Source organism: Buchnera aphidicola (Macrosiphum gaurae) (genome assembly GCF_005080965.1).
In the GTDB taxonomy this organism is placed as follows: Bacteria; Pseudomonadota; Gammaproteobacteria; order Enterobacterales; family Enterobacteriaceae; genus Buchnera; species Buchnera aphidicola_S.
The window spans coordinates 488,719-506,436 of sequence record NZ_CP034867.1; the positions used below are offsets into that span (position 1 = coordinate 488,719).

Here is a 17,718-nt window from a genome sequence, read left to right on the forward strand (position 1 = left end):
CTTATATGAAAAGTATAAATCCATATGAACTAAAAAAAAAATTAATAAAAAAAATAAATCATTTGTATATTTTGTTAGGGGAAGATATTTTTTTATTAGAAAGAAATCAAGATTTAATATTACATTATGCATATCAAAAAGGATTTTTAGAAAAAGCTATAATTAATATAGAAAAAGATGTAGATTATAAAAAAATTAATCTTTTCTATAAAAATAGAAGTCTATTTTTTAAAAAAACAACCCTGATAATTAATTTTATTGTAAAAAAATTAAATGTCTTTATAATTGAAAATATTTATAAAACATTATCTTTATTAGATTTAGATATTTTAATAATATTAAAATTTAATCATTTATCTTGTTTTATCAAAAAAAATAAATTAATTAATAACTTTAAAAAATTTCATGTAGTTTCTTGCTTTACACCATATAATTTACATTTCGTGAATTGGATTAAATATGAAATACGAGAAAAAAATATAAATATAGAAGAAAAGGCATTTTCTCTATTATGCAAATATTATGAAGGAAATACTTTATTTATATATAAAATTCTAGATATATTATATCTAACATGGCCTAAAACTTTTATTACAACGGAAAAAATAAAAAAAATTATTATTGATTTTTTTGATTTATCTCCATTACACTGGATTAATTCTATCTTTCAAGGTCAAATAGAAAAAGCTATTTATATACTAAACATTTTTTACAAAAAAAAATATAATCATCTCATTTTAGTGCGTGCTCTGCAAAAAGACTTATTAACATTAATTTACATTAAACGTGAAAAAAAAATAAATTTGCATATACAATTAAAACAACATAATATTTGGCATACAAGATATAAATTTTTTATAAATGCTTTGGAAAAAATAAATAATAACAGTTTGTTAAAAGCAGTTCAAATGCTTGTAAAAATAGAAATAAATATCAAAAAAAAATATAATAATAATATCTGGAATCAATTGCAAGAATTAACTTTAATATTATGTAAATAATATTTCACATTTAAACAAACAAAAAATGAAAAAATTATATGTAATTTTTGGTGGGAATTTTGATCCTATTCATTATGGACATATTTATTTAGCAGAAAAATTAGCAAAAGAAATCTCTATAGAAAAAATAATATTTTTACCAAACAATTATCCTCCGCATCGAAATAGAACTAAAACATCTATACTAGATAAAATAAAAATGATCAAACTTGCTATTCATAAAAATCCTTTATTTCAAATCAGTTATTTAGAAACAAAAAAAAATCATTTTTTTTATACTATAGATACATTAAAAAAAGTTAGAAAAAAAATAAGTCATTTAAGACCTTTATGCTTTATAATGGGAGAAGATAACTTACAAACATTCTATCTTTGGAAGGATTGGAGAAAAATATTATTATATTCTCACTTATTAATTTATCCTCGAGAACATAAAAAAAATAATAATCATAATGATGATGAATTTAAAAAATGGATTGATTGTCATACTGTATATGATTTGAATTTGTTAAATAAGCAATCATTTGGTTTAATTTATTTTTCACACGGTTCTTCTATTAATATTTCTTCTAGTAAAATAAGAAAAAATTATTCTACGGGTAAAAGTTCTTATGCACTTTTGCCATCTATTGTAAATAATTATATTATATCAAAAAAATTATATCATAATGATTAATGATCCCCTTAATTCTTTTATTTTTTATAATACTAAAAGAAATAATTTGAAAGATATTTGATGAAAAAATGGAAAAAAAAATTATATTGAATTTAATTGGACTACGATGTCCAGAACCAATTATGATAATAAGAAAAACACTTCGCAATATGAAAAAAAATGAAAAAATATTAGTTTTATCAGATGATCCAACAACTAAAAGAGATATTCCAAATTTCTGTTATTTTATGGAACATCAGTTGTTAAAAAATGAAATAAAAGTGAAACCTTATCGTTATTTATTAAAAAAAGGATTATAAATTTTAAAAATATTTCTTATATAAACTATATGTTTAATATATACACTTCAAATTTAATATATAATCATTATATATAAATACAGTGTATATATTAAAAAAACTTCTATTTTTCTAAGTAGAAAATATATTATAAATTAATTAGTATTTTTAACATTCTTCTTAAAGGTTCTGCAGCGCCCCATAAAAGTTGATCGCCGACAGTAAAAGCAGATAAATATTTTTTCCCCATGTTCAATTTTCTTAAACGACCTATCGGTATATTTAATGTATTAGTTACAGAAGATGGAGTTAATTTTAACAATGTATCTTTTATGTTGTTTGGAATAACATTAACCCATCGATTATGATTTTCAATAATTTCTTCAATATTTTCCAAAGAAAGATCTTTTTTTAATTTAATAACAAATGCTTGACTATGACAACGAAGTGAACCAATTCGGACACATACACCATCAATTAAAATTTTATTTGCAGATCCTAAAATTTTATTGGTTTCGGCTTGACTTTTCCATTCTTCTCGACTTTGACCATTGTTCATTTTTATATCGATCCAAGGTATTAAACTACCAGCTAAGGGAACAGAAAATTTTTCCACAGGAAAATCAAAGTTGCGAGATATTTCAGTTACTTTATGTTCAATATTTAAAATTGAAAGAGAATTATTTGATAAATCTTTTTCTACGACATTGTATAACTTACCCATTTGATTTAACAACTCTATCATATGACGTGCACCTGCACCAGATGCCGCTTGATAAGTAGACATAGAAATCCACTCGACTAGTTTTTTTTTAAATAAACCTCCTAAAGACATTAACATCAAACTAACAGTACAGTTACCTCCTATAAAAGTTTTAATTCCCTTGTTTATAGAATTTTGTATAAGGTCGTAATTTACTGGATCTAATATAATTACAGAATCACTTTCCATTCGTAAATTAGAAGCTGCATCTATCCAATAACCTTGCCAACCATTTCTTCGTAATTTTAGATAAACCTCTTGAGTATACATTCCTCCTTGACAGGTAATTATAATATCCATCTCTTTCAATACATCAAAATCATAAGCATCTTCTAACATATTATGTGATATATTATTTAATAAAGGACTTTTTTGACCAAATTGAGATGTTGAGAAAAATACAGGTTTAATTTTAAAAAAATCATTTTCTTCTTGCATTCTTTTCAACAAAACTGATCCAACCATTCCACGCCAACCAACTAAACCTACAGTTTTCATCTTTAATAAATACGCGGACAATTTATATTAACAGTGGTCTTTATTAAAATTAATAATAAATACAGTTAAAGTAAACGTTTTCCGGCTCCTAAAAAATTAGCAAAAGAATATTATTTAATAATAATAAATTTTATGTAAGAAAAATATATACTCTCTAAAGATATGAGAAATTTTTAATAAGAATATTAAAATAGAAAATTCTATTTTAATTTTAAATATACTATAAAATCATAATTTTATTTTAGAAAAAATATTTTACATCAAAAATAGCATAACTTTAAAAGGATATAATAGATTAAAATGACTGAAATAATCTCTACGACCATATTACTAATTCTAATTATGGATCCTTTAGGAAATCTTCCGATATTCATGACAATATTAAAACACCTAGAAGAAAAACGACGAAGAATTGTAGTTATACGTGAAATGATTATAGCATTAATTGTTATGCTATTATTTTTATTTGTTGGAGAAAAAATACTTGTAATTCTAAATTTAAAAACTGAAACTGTTTCAATATCTGGAGGTATTATTTTATTTTTAATTGCTATTAAAATGATTTTTCCTTCTGAAGATAATAATAATGAAGTTTCTGCATATGAAGAACCTTTTTTAGTTCCCTTAGCTATCCCATTAGTTGCAGGACCATCTTTATTAGCAACATTAATGTTGCTATCACATCAATATTTACATCATATGCTTTATTTAGTGGGATCATTACTAATTGCATGGTGCTTCACCGTTATAATATTATTATTATCCGGTCTATTTTTAAAATTATTTGGTTCAAAAGGTGTTAATGCTTTAGAACGTCTTATGGGTTTAATTTTAATTATGCTTTCTACCCAAATGTTTCTTGATGGAATCAAAGTATGGTTTAAAAATTAGAATATATTTTTTTTGAGAACCTGTTATTAGTAGAATAACAGGTTAAAATAAGTATTTAAAAGAAAATATGAAATAGATTAAAAAAATCAATAATAAAAAAATTAATAAAAAAGGCATTATCATGACTATAAAAAAAATAACTGAAATAAATATAACTGGAAAAAGAGTTTTAATAAGAAGTGATTTAAATGTTCCTATAGAAAACGGTATTATTCAATCTGATGCCAGAATACTAGCGGCTTTACCAACTATTAAATTAGCTATTAAAAACAATGCAAAAGTAATTGTTATGTCTCATTTAGGAAGACCAAAAGAAGGATGTTATACAAAAAAATATTCTTTATTACCAATATTTCAATATTTTAAAAAAATATTTACTAATACTAAAATACATTTTTCTGATAATTTTTTAGATGGCATTCAACTTAATACAGGAGAAATTGCAATTTTAGAAAATACTCGTTTCAATGAAGGAGAATCACAGAATAGTGACAACTTATCTAAAAAATATTCCAATCTTTGTGACGTATTTGTGATGGACGCATTTGGAAGTTCACATAGGATAGAATCATCTACTTACGGGATTGGAAAATTTGTTAAAATAGCATGCTCTGGACTACTTTTAATAAATGAAATAAATGCTTTAAAAAAAGCATTAAAAAAACCAAAACGTCCAATGGTGGCTATAATTGGAGGTTCTAAAGTATCAACTAAATTCAATATATTAGATAAATTAGGGAAAATTGCAGATACGATAATAGTTGGTGGAGGTATAGCAAATACTTTTTTAGCCATTGATTATAAAATAGGAAAATCATTACATGAACCAAATTTTATATTTGAAGCTAAAAAATTACGTGAAAAATACAATATTATTGTACCGATCGATTCTCGTATTGGAAAAAAATTCTGTAAATATGAAAAATCTACAATTAAATTGCCGAATGATATAAAAGAAGACGAAGAAATTATGGATTTTGGCGACGAAAGTATTAAAAAAATTGTTAATATTCTTAAAAAATCTCAAACAATTATTTGGAATGGACCAGTTGGAGTATTTGAATTTCCAAACTTTAGAAAAGGAACTGAAATAATTGCAAAAACCATTGCACATAGTAAAGCATTTTCTATAGCAGGAGGAGGAGATACATTATCTGTTATTGATATGTTTAATATAAAAAACAATATCTCTTATATTTCAACTGGAGGAGGGGCTTTTTTAGAGTTTATGGAAGGGAAAAAATTACCTGCAATACATATGTTAGAAGAAAATTTTAAAAAACAAATCACATAATTAATAGGAAAAAAATTGAACATTTTAAATGTTATCAAACCTGGTGTTATGAATGGTGATGAAGCTCGAATAGTATTTGAATTAGCGAAAAAAAAACGATTTGCAATACCAGCTGTGAATTGTATAGGGACTGATTCTATTAATGCTGTTTTAGAAACTGCTGCTAGAGTAAAATCTCCAGTTATCATACAATTTTCTCATGGAGGAGCTTCTTTCATTGCTGGTTATAAAAACTATTTTTCACCATCTCAAGAAGAGCAAGCAATACAAGGGTCTATATCTGGTGCTCAACATGTACATTTAATGGCGAAATATTATAAAATTCCAGTCATACTTCACACTGATCACTGTCCTAAAGAAATGTTGTCATGGATTAATGGACTACTAGAAGTCGGCGAAAAATATTACCATGATAAAAAGAGACCTCTTTTTACTTCTCATATGCTTGATTTGTCAAAAGAAAGTTTACAAGAAAATATTTCCACTTGTAAAAAATATTTAAAAAAAATGCAAAATATTAATATGATGTTAGAAATAGAATTAGGTTGCACAGGAGGAGAAGAAGATGGTATTGATAATACTAAAATAGATAAAAAATTACTTTATACACAGCCTCAAGATGTAAATTATGCTTACGAAGAACTAAATAAAATTAGTAAAAATTTTAGTATTGCTGCTTCATTTGGTAATATACATGGTGTTTATCAACCTGGAAATATTGATCTAAGACCTATTATTTTAAAAAATTCACAAGAATTTGTAAGTACTAAACATAATCTAGAAAAAAATCCATTAAATTTAGTATTTCATGGAGGTTCAGGTTCAAATTTAAAAGAAATTAATGAATCCATTAAATATGGTGTTGTTAAAATGAATATTGATACTGATATACAGTGGGCTGCATGGAAAGGTGTACTAAATTTCTACAAAAAAAATAAAGAATTTTTACAAAATCAATTAGGAAATACAAAAGATAAAAATCAACCTAATAAAAAATACTATGATCCAAGATCATGGATAAGAAAATCACAGAAATCAATGTCTATTAGATTAGAAAAATCATTTAAAGATTTAAATGCTCTCAATATTTTAAAATAATTTTTATAAAAAATTTTAATTTGATTCCGGGGAATAAATAAAAATATTCTCCGAAAATCGCTGCATTGCAAAATAGACTATTTATTGAAATAAATTATTGTAGTTTTTTAATTACTAGAAAAATATACAGAGAACATGATGGATGAATTAAATGTGGTAAATGATATCAATCATGCAGGAAATTGGTTGATACGTAATCAAGAGTTACTGCTTGGATATATGGTGAATCTAACATCTGCTATTATTATTTTAATTGCCGGAATGTTTATATCTAAAATTATATCAAATGGAGTCAACCAAGTATTAATTACTCGTAATATTGATGCTACTATTGCTGGTTTTCTTTCCGCATTAATGCGATATATTATTATTACTTTTACACTCATTGCTGCATTAGGTAGAATTGGAGTACAAACAACATCAGTAATCGCTATATTAGGAGCAGCTGGTATGGCAATAGGTTTAGCTTTGCAAGGATCTTTATCAAATTTTGCTGCTGGTGTATTATTGGTCACACTTAGACCGTTAAAAACTGGAGAATATGTTAATTTAGGAAGTGCTTCAGGAACTGTACTAAATATTCATATTTTTTATACGACACTTCGTACTTTAGACGGAAAAATTGTGGTCGTTCCTAATAATAAAATTATCTCTGGTAATATTATTAATTATTCGAGAGAACCTGCTCGTCGTAATGAATTTATTATCAGTGTATCTTATAATAGTGATATTGATTTAGTAATAAAAATATTACGTAAAGTAATAGAAAAAGAAGATCGAGTGATTAAAGATAGAGATATTATTGTTGGTCTGAGTGAATTAGCTCCATCTTCTCTGAACTTTATAGTGCGCTGTTGGAGCAAAAATAATGATTTAAATTCAGTATATTGGGATTTAATGGCTAATTTCAAAAAAGAATTAGATAAAAATAATATTAATATTCCTTATCCTCAATTAGATGTACATTTATATAAAAAAAAATAAAGACAATATAAATATCAAAAAATGTAGAAAATTTTAATTTATTTTAGAAGAAGATTGTTATGTTTAAAGTTTATAAATCAAACTCACTCAATATACTCTTATTAAAAGCATATGATATTATTCAAAAAAAACCTCTTTCTAATATTTTTGAAAAAGAGATTTTTATTTATGATAATAAAGTATTATTTCAATATTTAAATATATTTCTTGCTGAAAAAGTAGGCATTTCCGCAAATTTTAAATTGTATCATCCTAAAGATTTTATATGGAAATTATTTCAAATCATATTATCTAAAAAAGAGCTAAAAAATACGTTTACTCATTCTATAATGATTTGGAAAATTATGAATATTTTAGATCAAAAAAATTTTTTTGAATATTACGATAACAAAAAAAAAAATAAAACCCAAAATTTTAAATTTTCATTTTTAATGGCAAATATATTTGAACAATATATCTTTTATCGTCCTAATTGGATTAATGATTGGGAAAAAAAAAACAATCAAAAATTAATCTGAGCGAAAAATGGCAAATAAAATTATGGATGAAAATAATAGACAATACAAAAAAATTAAATCAGTGTACTCATCATTTTTCAAATTTATTTTATGATTTTTACAAATTAATTAAAGAAAAAAAAATAAAAAAAACACACTTACCTAATCGCTGTTTTGTCATTTCTTCTTTTTCGCTAAATCCTTCTTATATAAAAATTTTAAAAAAAATAAGTATATATATGAATATTTATTTTTTATATATTACACCTTATAAAAATAATATATTTAATTCAATTCAACCTAATAAAGTTTATTCATATGAAAAAATAGAAAAAGAAAACACTTTAAATAATTCATTAATGACATTATGGGGGCAATATGAAAAAATTTATTCTTTAGATATAATTAAATCTCCAGAAATTAAAATTATTAATTACTTCAAAAAAAATAAAGATGATAATTTACTAAATAATATTAAAAATGATTTTTTTCAAAGTATTAAATCAAGAAAAAAAAGATTTTTAAAAATAACAGATAACTCAATTTCTATCAATATTTGTTTTAATAAAAAAAATGAAATTGAGATACTACATGAAAAATTATTAACATTTTTTCATGAAAATTCATCTATACAACCTGGCGATATAGTTGTTATTTCTTTTTTACTTGATGATTATATTCCGTATATTGACGCAATATTTACAAAAGTAGACAAAAAAAAACAAATTCCTTTTTTTATTTCTAGAAAATTTTCTAAAAAAACAGAAATAATACTATCTTGTTTTAAAAAAATATTAAATTTACCAAATAGTCGTTTTGAAAACGAAGAGATATTAGAATTACTTGATGTTCCTGAAATAGCAAAAAAATTTAATTTTTCAGAAGAAGAAATAAAAATTCTATATGCTTGGATAGAAGAAGCAAATATTCGATGGGCTGTTGATTGTAAACATAAAGACTATTTATCCTTTCCTAGAGATAAACAAAATACCTGGTTTTATGGGATAGAAAAACTACTTTTGAGTTATGCAATGAATGATAGAGAAAAAATTTGGAATAATATTTTATCATGCAGTTCAATCAATGGTTCTAGAGCAGAACTTGTCGGAAAATTAATCATATTCATAAACACACTTAAGAAATGGCAAAAGAAATTATCTAAATCACAATATCTTACATATTGGTGTTCGTTATCTAAAAAATTAATTATTGATTTTTTTTTCTACAGCAAAAAAATGGAAAAATCTATTCAGATGATTCAAAAGAATTGGATGAAAATGATTAATGATAGTTTATTGTCTAATTATTCACAAAAAATTTCAATTAATATATTAAAAAAAATTTTTTTCTATAAATGCTATTACACTAATAATGAAACATTTTTACCAGGTGTAGTAAATTTTTGTCATCCTAATTCTGTATGTTACATTCCATTTAAAATAATATGTATTATTGGTGCTGATCATTCAAGTATTCCCAAAATAAATCATTTAGATAATTTTAATTTACTAAAAAAATATCCGTTAATTGGAGATGTTGATATTTATCAAAAATATTGTTATCTATTTGCTCAAAGCATATCTTGTGCGAAAAAATATTTTTATATTAGCTATATTGGATATTCAATTAAAGATGAAAGTAAAAGATATCCTTCAGTTTTAATTGATCAATTATTAAGTTATATAGCATATAATTTTTGTTTTATAGGAGATCAACACTTAAGTTTAGAAGATAATACTAAAAAAATTATTAAACATCTATGCAGAAAATATAAAACACAATATTTTTATAAAAAACAACATTTAGTTTCTTTCAAAAAAGAAAATTTACAAAATATTTTTAAAAACATTAATAAAAAATTCTATTATCCAAACTTATTAAAAGATAAAAACTACAATATAATTAATTTAAAGGATTTAACAAAATTCTGGAAAAACCCACTACGTTATTTTTTTAATTTTAATTTAAAAATACAACTTAATAAAAAAGAAGAAATAATTACAACAGAACCTTTTTTAGTAAATCAATTAGATTCTTTTAAAATAAAATATACTTTATTAAATAAAATAATAAATAATCAAGATACAAAACAATTGTTTCAATATTATATACTTTCTGGGAAATTGCCTTACCATTTTTTTGGAAAAATATTTTGGGATAAAAATATTACAGAAATGACATCAATAGCAAAAGAAGTTATCAAATACAGAATTTTAACAAAAGAAAAAAAAATTAATTTAAACATAGAAAAATATCAAATTCATGGCATTTTGTCTGAAATACAAAAAACAGGTTTATTACGTTGGAAACCAAGTGCTATAAATTATAGTGATCGTATTGTTTTATGGTTAGAACATTTAATTTACTCTGTATTAGGCGGTTATGGAGAAAGCAGAATAATAGGTTATAAAAATCAAAATTGGTCTTTTGCTTCTTTAAAATCTGATATAGCATATACTTATCTTTTAAAATATATTAAAGGTTACGTAAAAGGTATACAACAACCTATTTTATTAACTAAATCCGCTGCATCTTGGCTTGATCACGTTTACGATATAAAAAATAATTTTATAAAAAATGATTATCATACACAAAGAACAGGATATAAAAAATTAATGGGAACTTGGACAGGAAACAATTATATTGACGGAGAACAAAAAGATTTTTACATCACAAAAATAATAACAAAGTTAAATACAAATAACATAAAAGAAATTTGTGAAATAGCTAAAAAATGGCTAATTCCAATATTAAAAAACAAATTAAAACAATAACAATGAAAATTGATAACATAGCAGAAAAACTTAATGTTTTTAAAATACTCCTTAATGGCATAAACTTAATAGAAGCTTCTGCAGGAACAGGAAAAACTTTTACCATTGTACTATTATATTTACGTTTGTTATTAGGTATAGGAGAAACAAAAACATATAATAAAAAACTTGCAGTACATGAAATACTAATAGTTACTTTTACAAATGCAGCAAAGGAAGAATTATATATACGTATTAAAGATGGTATTCAAAACCTATATTTAACTTGTGTTAATAAGAAAAATATAAATCCTATTTACAAGTTTTTTTTAAGAGAAATAAAAGATATTAATGAAGCTATTTATGTTCTAAAAAAAGCGCAAAATAATATTAATAATGTTGCTATTTATACAATACACGGGTTTTGTCAACATATATTAGAATTGCATACTTTTCATTTAAATTCTATTTTTGAAGACAAAATAATTGATAATGAACATGAGTTATATTTACAAGCTACACAAGATTTTTGGAGACGTACTTTTTATAATTTGCCAAAAAATATTATTAACATTATTTATCAAGATTATAAAAATCCAAATCATCTTTTAAAAAAGATAAAACCATTTTTTCACATGCAATCAATTAATTTTTCTGAAAAAAATTTAAATAATAAAAAATTAACTATATTTCATCAAAAAAACATACAAAAAATAAATTTTTTCAAAGAAATGTGGTTGATTTATTATCAAATAATACCAAAAGAAATTAATAATCTAAAAATAAATAAAAAAATATATAGTCAATTTAATATGACTAGATGGATTAATGATATTACAATATGGGCAAAATCTGAAACTAAAGATTATACCATACCTATTGTTTTAAAATATTTTTCAAAAAAAAATATAGAAAAAAACACAATAAATAACATATGTTCAAAATATATTATTTTTAAAGAAACTGAAAAAATATTAAAAAAAAATTTTTCATTTAAAAATATTATTATGGTATATGCTATAAACAAAATTAAAAAAATTTTATCAAAAGAAAAACAAAAAAAATCATTACTAGGATTTAATGATTTATTGAACATTCTTTTGAAAACTATAAAAAAAGAAAAAACTCTTAAAAATTTGATAAGAACAAAATACCCTGCAGCATTTATTGATGAATTTCAAGATACTGACATTCAGCAATATAAAATATTCGATCTTTTATATAAAAAAAATAAAAAAACTGTATTATTTCTTATTGGAGATCCAAAACAAGCAATATATAGTTTTAGAGGTGCAGATATTTTTTCTTATTTATACGCAAAATCAAAAATAAAAAAAAAATATTATCTTGATATTAATTGGCGTGCTTCAATAAATATGTGTAAAAGTATTAATTTTTTATTTTCTCATCATAAAAATCCATTTATTTTTAAAAATATTCCTTTTACACCCATAACACCTTCTTGTAAAAATAAAAAAATGAACTTTACAATTCATGGAGTTCCTCAAACTTCAATGAGCTTTTTTTTTCAAGAAAAAGAAGAAGTGTATATAGATGATTATAAAGTTTGGATTTCTCAACAGTGTGCAAATGAAATTAGTTTTTGGTTAACTTGCGGGAAAGCAGGAAATGCTAAAATTACTACTAAAAATGGAGAAAAAATCTTAACAGCGAACGATATTGCTATATTGGTCAGAAACAAAAAAGAAGCTGATCTTATTCAAAAAGAGTTGCAAAAATTTAATATTCTTTCAATATACTCATCTGATAAAAATAGCATTTTTCAAACTTTTGATGCCCAAGAATTACTGTGGATATTAGAATCTATTCTAGAACCTGATAATGAAAAGTTATTACGAAAATCAATTTCTACACATATTTTAAAAGAGTTATTATCTAAAATTAAAACAAAATCAATAAATGAAAACAAATATTTTATAATAGAAAAATTATATGAATATCATAATATATGGAAAAAAATAGGAATTTTCCATATGATTAAAACTATGATATTAGAATATCAAATAAATGCTAATCCTATAGAAATAAATATAAATTATTTAAAAAATTTAAATTTTTTACATGTAGCTGAATTATTACAAGAACAATTTCAATATTTCCATAAAAAAATATCCTTAATACGTTGGCTTCAAAAAAAAATATTAAAAAAAACAGAACCTGCATATAATGAATGTATTAGATATTTTAATGAATCTCAATCAGTTAAAATTATTACTATACACAAGTCAAAAGGATTAGAATATCCTATTGTGTGGATACCTTTTAGTATAGATTTCAAACCATCATTATTATCTGTCTATCACAATGAAAAAAATTTCAAAACATTTTTTGACATAAAACAAAGTAATGAAAATTTAAAATTATCAGACAAAGAAAGACTAGCAGAAGATATACGATTTTTATATGTTGCACTTACAAGATCCATTCTTCATTGCAGTATTGGAATAGCTTGTTTAACAAAAAAAACAACAAAAAATAAAAATAACAGCAATATCCATAAAAGTAGTTTAGGATATACTGTACAACATGGCAAACCTATGAATTATGAAAATTTATTTAACCAATTAAAAAAATTCAGAATGAATGATTTTATAGAAGTAAAAAATAATTCAAATAATTTTAGATTGCCTGTAACAAATAATATTTATTTAATATCCTCAAAAAACATTCTAAATAAAAATATAAAAAATATTTGGAATATAACAAGTTTCACTAAATTAAATCAAGAAAATAAATCGTTACAAGAGAATATAAAAGAAATTACCTCAGAAAAATTTTTAATAAAAAATAAAGAAAAAAATAATAAATCATTTATAATACATAATTTTCCGCAAGGAAAGAATACTGGATTAATGATGCATGAAATATTAAAAAATTTACATTTTTTAAATGAAAAAAATTATGATTGGTTTGCAGATTGGTTAAAGAAATATAATATTCCTATTACATGGACTTCAAAGTTAATTAATTGGATAAATAATATCATTAATACACCACTAGGTGAGAAGAAAATTATTTTATCAAAAATAAATGAAAAATTATGTACAAAAGAACTAGAATTTTTTTTTCCTATAAATAATATCTTATATAGTGAAGAATTAAACCAAATTATCCAATCTATTGATCCTATCTCTATAGCTTCTCCAAAATTATTTTTTAATCCGGTTAAAGGTGTATTAAAAGGATTTATCGATTTAGTTTTTTTTTGGAAAAAAAAATATTACATATTAGATTATAAGTCTAATTGGTTGGGTAAAAATAATAGTTTTTATTCTGACGTGTGTATAAAAAAAGAAATAATTACAAAAAGATATGATTTACAATATCAAATATATACTATAGCTTTACATAAGTATTTACAAAAAAAAATAAAAAATTATAATTATAAAAATGATTTTGGAGGTGTTTTGTATTTTTTTTTACGTGCTATTGATCAAGAAAACCATGGCATTTTTTATACTGTTCCAGATTTTTCATTAATAGAAAAAATAATTACTTTAATTTCATAAAAAATATGATTATCTTACTAAGACAAGCAGTAAAATTAAAAATGATACGTCCTATCGATTTCTATTTCTCTCAATTTGTTGCACAAGAAAATACTATTGTAATGTTAGTTGCAGCTTGTGTAAGTTATGAAAATAGCAAAGGTCATATCTTTCTACCTGTTCAATATTTTGAAAAACATTGTTTTTTTTCCAGTTTCAACCACAAATTTAAAAAAAAAATATTAACAATTTTAGAAAAAAAAACAAATTGGTCATTTGAATTATTTAAACATATATCTGTAGGTAATGGTTCTATTCCTACACCTTTAGTCTTATATGAAGAAAAAATATACCTTTATAAAATGTGGAAAGCCGAAAAAAATATTTTTAAAAATTTTTATATAAAAAAAAATAAAATTAATCAAAAAAAATGTTCTAAAATATTAAATAATTTATTTCCTGGTAAAAGTATAAATTTTCAAAAAATAGCTGTAGCACTTACTTTGATAAATCATATAACTTTTATTGTCGGTGGTCCTGGAACTGGAAAAACTACTACTATATTAAAAATAATAATTGCATTAATAAAAAGTTCAAATAAATCAATAAAAATTCAATTGTCTGCTCCAACAGGTAAAGCAGCCACACGTTTAAACACAATTATAAAAAGCAATATCTTTGATCTTTATTTTTCTGAAAAAGAAAAACATTCTCTCCCATCTAGAGCCAAAACCATACATGAATTATTAGGAATTCAAAAAATTTCACAAAATAGTTTTTTCAATAAAAATAACTTATTAGATTTAGATATTTTAATTATTGATGAAATTTCAATGGTAGATATTTTAATGATGGAAAAAATATTATGTGCAGTTTCAAAAAATACTAAATTAATTTTTATAGGTGATTATAATCAATTATGTCCAATAGAATCAGGTTCTATTCTAAGAGAAATTTATCATCATGCTAATAATGGATATAGCTTAAAAACTATTCTTGATATTCAAAAACTTACACAATATGAATTACCAAAAAAAATAAATAAGAATACAACATTTATTAGCAATAGTATATGTGTTTTAAAAAAAAATTACAGATTTGATAAAAATTCAGGGATTGATATTTTATCCAATGGAATTTGTAATAAAAAAATAAAAATTATTGAAAATTTATTTAAAAATTCGATAAAAAACGTTTTTTTTTATGAACACAATTCTGTTCAAAAATATAAAAAAATGATTAAATATATTACTTTAAACTATAAAAATTTTTGGGATAAAGTACATAAAAAAGCAACAATAAAAGAAATAATAGAATCTTTTCAAGATTATCAAGTATTATGTGTATTGTATGATGGTCTATTTGGTGTGAATTTTTTAAACAAAAAATTAGAAGAATATATGTATAAAAAAAACATAATAAAATATTTTTATGTCAATGAACAAGAATGGTATGTAGGAAAACCTATTATGATTAGTAATAATAATAAATACTTAGATGTATTTAATGGAGATATAGGTATTACTAATTTTAGTGAAAACGGTATTTTGCAAGTATCTTTTTTAAAGGAAAATAAAACAATTAATAATATTCCTGTAAAAATTTTAAGTAATTATAAAACTGCTTGGGCTATTACTGTCCATAAATCACAAGGTTCAGAATTTATAAATACAGCTTTAATATTACCAAATGTTACTTCACACATGTTGAATAAAGATATTTTATATACTGGCATAACAAGATCTCGAAAATTATTAAGTATTTTTTCAGATAAAAAAGTTTTTCTGAAAACTATTTTAAAAAATTCTCAAAAAATAATGTTTTAATGTTAAGAGCTAATTTTTTATAAAAAGATCTATACATTTAAATAATATCAATCATTAAAATTTTTGAACCGCGTTGATAGTTGTACATTTTCTTTTTACTTTCAGGCAACATGTCAATATTAACTAAAATAAAACCTCTTTCTTGAAACCAATGAATACTCTGTGTTGTTAATACAAAAATTTTTTCTAAATGCATTTCTTTAGCATGAATTTTAATTTTTTTTAATAATAAATCTCCACGAGAAGAATTTCGATAATCAGGATGAACAGCTAAACATGCCATTTCCCCTATCTTTTCTTTTAAAAAAGGATATAGTGCTACACAAGCAATAGTTAAATTATCATGTTTAATGATAGTAAATTTATCTACTTCTATTTCTAATTGTTCTCTTGATCTACGAACTAAAATTCCTTTTTTCTCTAAAGGCCGAATTAATTCTAATATTCCCCCAATATCATTAATACTGGCTCGTCTTATTTTTTCTGCTGATTCCATAACCATTTGAGTACCAATACCATTTCGAGAAAATAATTCTTGTAAAAGTGCTCCACTTTTATGATAACTGATCAAATGACTACGATTTACTCCGCTTTTACAAGCTTTTATTGCCCCTCTTAAAAAACGAACAGTTGAAGAAATATAATCACCTTTTTTTTCTAATTTTTTAATTGTTTTTTTTATATCATCAGGTAATAATTCAGAAATGATTTTACCTTCATGATCTATAACTCCATGATTACTACAAAAACCTATCATTTTTTCTGCTTTTAATTCAATGCTAACTTGAGTCGCTATTTCTTCAGAAGTTAAATTAAAACTTTCTCCTGTTACAGAAACTGCAACTGGACCAATTAAAACTATAGCTCCGTTTCTTAATTGACAATCAATTGCACTTTTGTCAATTCTTCTAATTCGACCACTATGGCAGTAATCTATACCATCATCTACTCCTAATGGTTGAGCAATAATAAAATTACCGCTCACTACGTTAATATTTGCTCCTTGAAGAGGAGTATTGGTTAAACTCATAGACAATCGAGCTGTAATATCAAGTTGTAATCTTCCTGCTGCTTGTTTTATTTGTTCTAAAGAAGCTAAATCAGTAATCCGTATAGATTTATGATAAACAATGCTAATGTTTTTTTCTCTTAAAATAGCATTAATTTGAGGACAAGCACCATAGACAACTACTAAACGAATACCTAAGCTGTGTAGTAATCCGATATCGTTGATAATACCAGAAAAATTTCCATATTTAATTGCTTCGCCACCTAACATTATTATAAATGTTTTACCACGATGAGCATTAATATAAGGAACGCTGTGACGAAAACCCTGAACTAATTCAGTATTACGTTCTTTCATAACAATCCTCTTGCATTTTTAGTGCAACCTGTATATTATTTTTTATTAATATAATTTTTATTATATTTAAACTAGACTAAAACGTTGGAAGGTTTTTAAAAAAGATGGGATTAAATAAAATTATTGAAACTGGTTGCGGGGGCTGGATTTGAACCAACGACCTTCGGGTTATGAGCCCGACGAGCTACCAGACTGCTCCACCCCGCGTCTGTAATAAATTATATAATACACTTTTATAAAAAAATTGCAATAATTTTTATAAAAAAAACATGATTTAAAAAATT

12 protein-coding genes, 1 tRNA gene and 1 pseudogene are annotated in these 17,718 nt (G+C 23.2%); 11 read left to right on the forward strand and 3 right to left on the reverse strand.

Going from position 1 to position 17,718, the window contains the following annotated elements:
• Positions 1-5 precede the first annotated feature (5 nt).
• The 3 genes from holA to tusA all read left to right on the forward strand — a co-directional run bounded on the left by holA (position 6) and on the right by tusA (position 1,976).
• On the forward strand, positions 6-1,001 hold the full coding sequence (gene holA / locus D9V72_RS02255; RefSeq protein WP_158355132.1) for a DNA polymerase III subunit delta: 996 nt from the start codon (positions 6-8) through the stop codon (positions 999-1,001).
• Positions 1,002-1,026: 25 nt separating this feature from the next.
• Positions 1,027-1,677 carry a nicotinate-nucleotide adenylyltransferase gene (gene nadD / locus D9V72_RS02260; protein ID WP_158355134.1) on the forward strand — a complete coding sequence of 217 codons (651 nt, stop codon included), beginning with the start codon at positions 1,027-1,029 and terminating at the stop codon, positions 1,675-1,677.
• Between the two features lie 68 nt (positions 1,678-1,745).
• Entirely contained in the window at positions 1,746-1,976 is a 231-nt protein-coding gene (tusA, locus tag D9V72_RS02265; protein ID WP_158355136.1) for a sulfurtransferase TusA, read from the forward strand.
• 127 nt (positions 1,977-2,103) lie between these two features.
• On the opposite strand, the gene asd is transcribed toward tusA, so the two are convergent.
• Entirely contained in the window at positions 2,104-3,216 is a 1,113-nt protein-coding gene (gene asd / locus D9V72_RS02270) for an aspartate-semialdehyde dehydrogenase (protein WP_158355138.1), read from the reverse strand.
• Between the two features lie 300 nt (positions 3,217-3,516).
• On the opposite strand from asd, the gene D9V72_RS02275 reads away from it, so the two are divergent.
• The 8 genes and pseudogenes from D9V72_RS02275 (at position 3,517) to recD (ending at position 16,068) form a co-directional block, all read left to right on the forward strand.
• Entirely contained in the window at positions 3,517-4,107 is a 591-nt protein-coding gene (locus D9V72_RS02275; RefSeq protein ID WP_158355140.1) for a YhgN family NAAT transporter, read from the forward strand.
• Between the two features lie 121 nt (positions 4,108-4,228).
• On the forward strand, positions 4,229-5,401 hold the full coding sequence (locus D9V72_RS02280) for a phosphoglycerate kinase (protein ID WP_158355142.1): 1,173 nt from the start codon (positions 4,229-4,231) through the stop codon (positions 5,399-5,401).
• Positions 5,402-5,416: 15 nt separating this feature from the next.
• Positions 5,417-6,499, forward strand: coding sequence for a class II fructose-bisphosphate aldolase (fbaA, locus tag D9V72_RS02285; protein ID WP_158355144.1), 1,083 nt, complete (start codon positions 5,417-5,419; stop codon positions 6,497-6,499).
• A 138-nt stretch (positions 6,500-6,637) separates the two neighbouring features.
• Positions 6,638-7,483, forward strand: a complete 846-nt coding sequence (gene mscS / locus D9V72_RS02290) for a small-conductance mechanosensitive channel MscS (protein WP_158355146.1) — start codon at positions 6,638-6,640, stop codon at positions 7,481-7,483.
• 59 nt (positions 7,484-7,542) lie between these two features.
• Positions 7,543-8,414: pseudogene (locus D9V72_RS03200) on the forward strand (exodeoxyribonuclease V subunit gamma); the annotation flags it as partial.
• Between the two features lie 843 nt (positions 8,415-9,257).
• A complete protein-coding gene (locus D9V72_RS03205; protein ID WP_315984298.1) occupies positions 9,258-10,754 on the forward strand; it encodes a hypothetical protein in 1,497 nt (498 codons plus the stop codon).
• Entirely contained in the window at positions 10,715-14,263 is a 3,549-nt protein-coding gene (gene recB / locus D9V72_RS02300) for an exodeoxyribonuclease V subunit beta (protein WP_261979219.1), read from the forward strand. The genes D9V72_RS03205 and recB overlap by 40 nt, the downstream gene beginning before the upstream one ends.
• 5 nt (positions 14,264-14,268) lie before the next feature.
• Positions 14,269-16,068, forward strand: a complete 1,800-nt coding sequence (gene recD, locus D9V72_RS02305; RefSeq protein WP_158355148.1) for an exodeoxyribonuclease V subunit alpha — start codon at positions 14,269-14,271, stop codon at positions 16,066-16,068.
• Positions 16,069-16,105: 37 nt separating this feature from the next.
• Here the strand turns inward: recD and argA are convergent, their stop codons facing one another.
• Together argA and D9V72_RS02315 are read right to left on the reverse strand one after the other, a co-directional pair.
• The gene (gene argA, locus D9V72_RS02310; protein ID WP_158355151.1) at positions 16,106-17,434 is read right to left on the reverse strand and encodes an amino-acid N-acetyltransferase; all 1,329 of its coding nucleotides are present in this window, start codon (positions 17,432-17,434) and stop codon (positions 16,106-16,108) included.
• 130 nt (positions 17,435-17,564) lie between these two features.
• Positions 17,565-17,641: transfer RNA gene (locus D9V72_RS02315), tRNA-Met, on the reverse strand.
• Between the last annotated feature and the right edge of the window lie 77 nt (positions 17,642-17,718).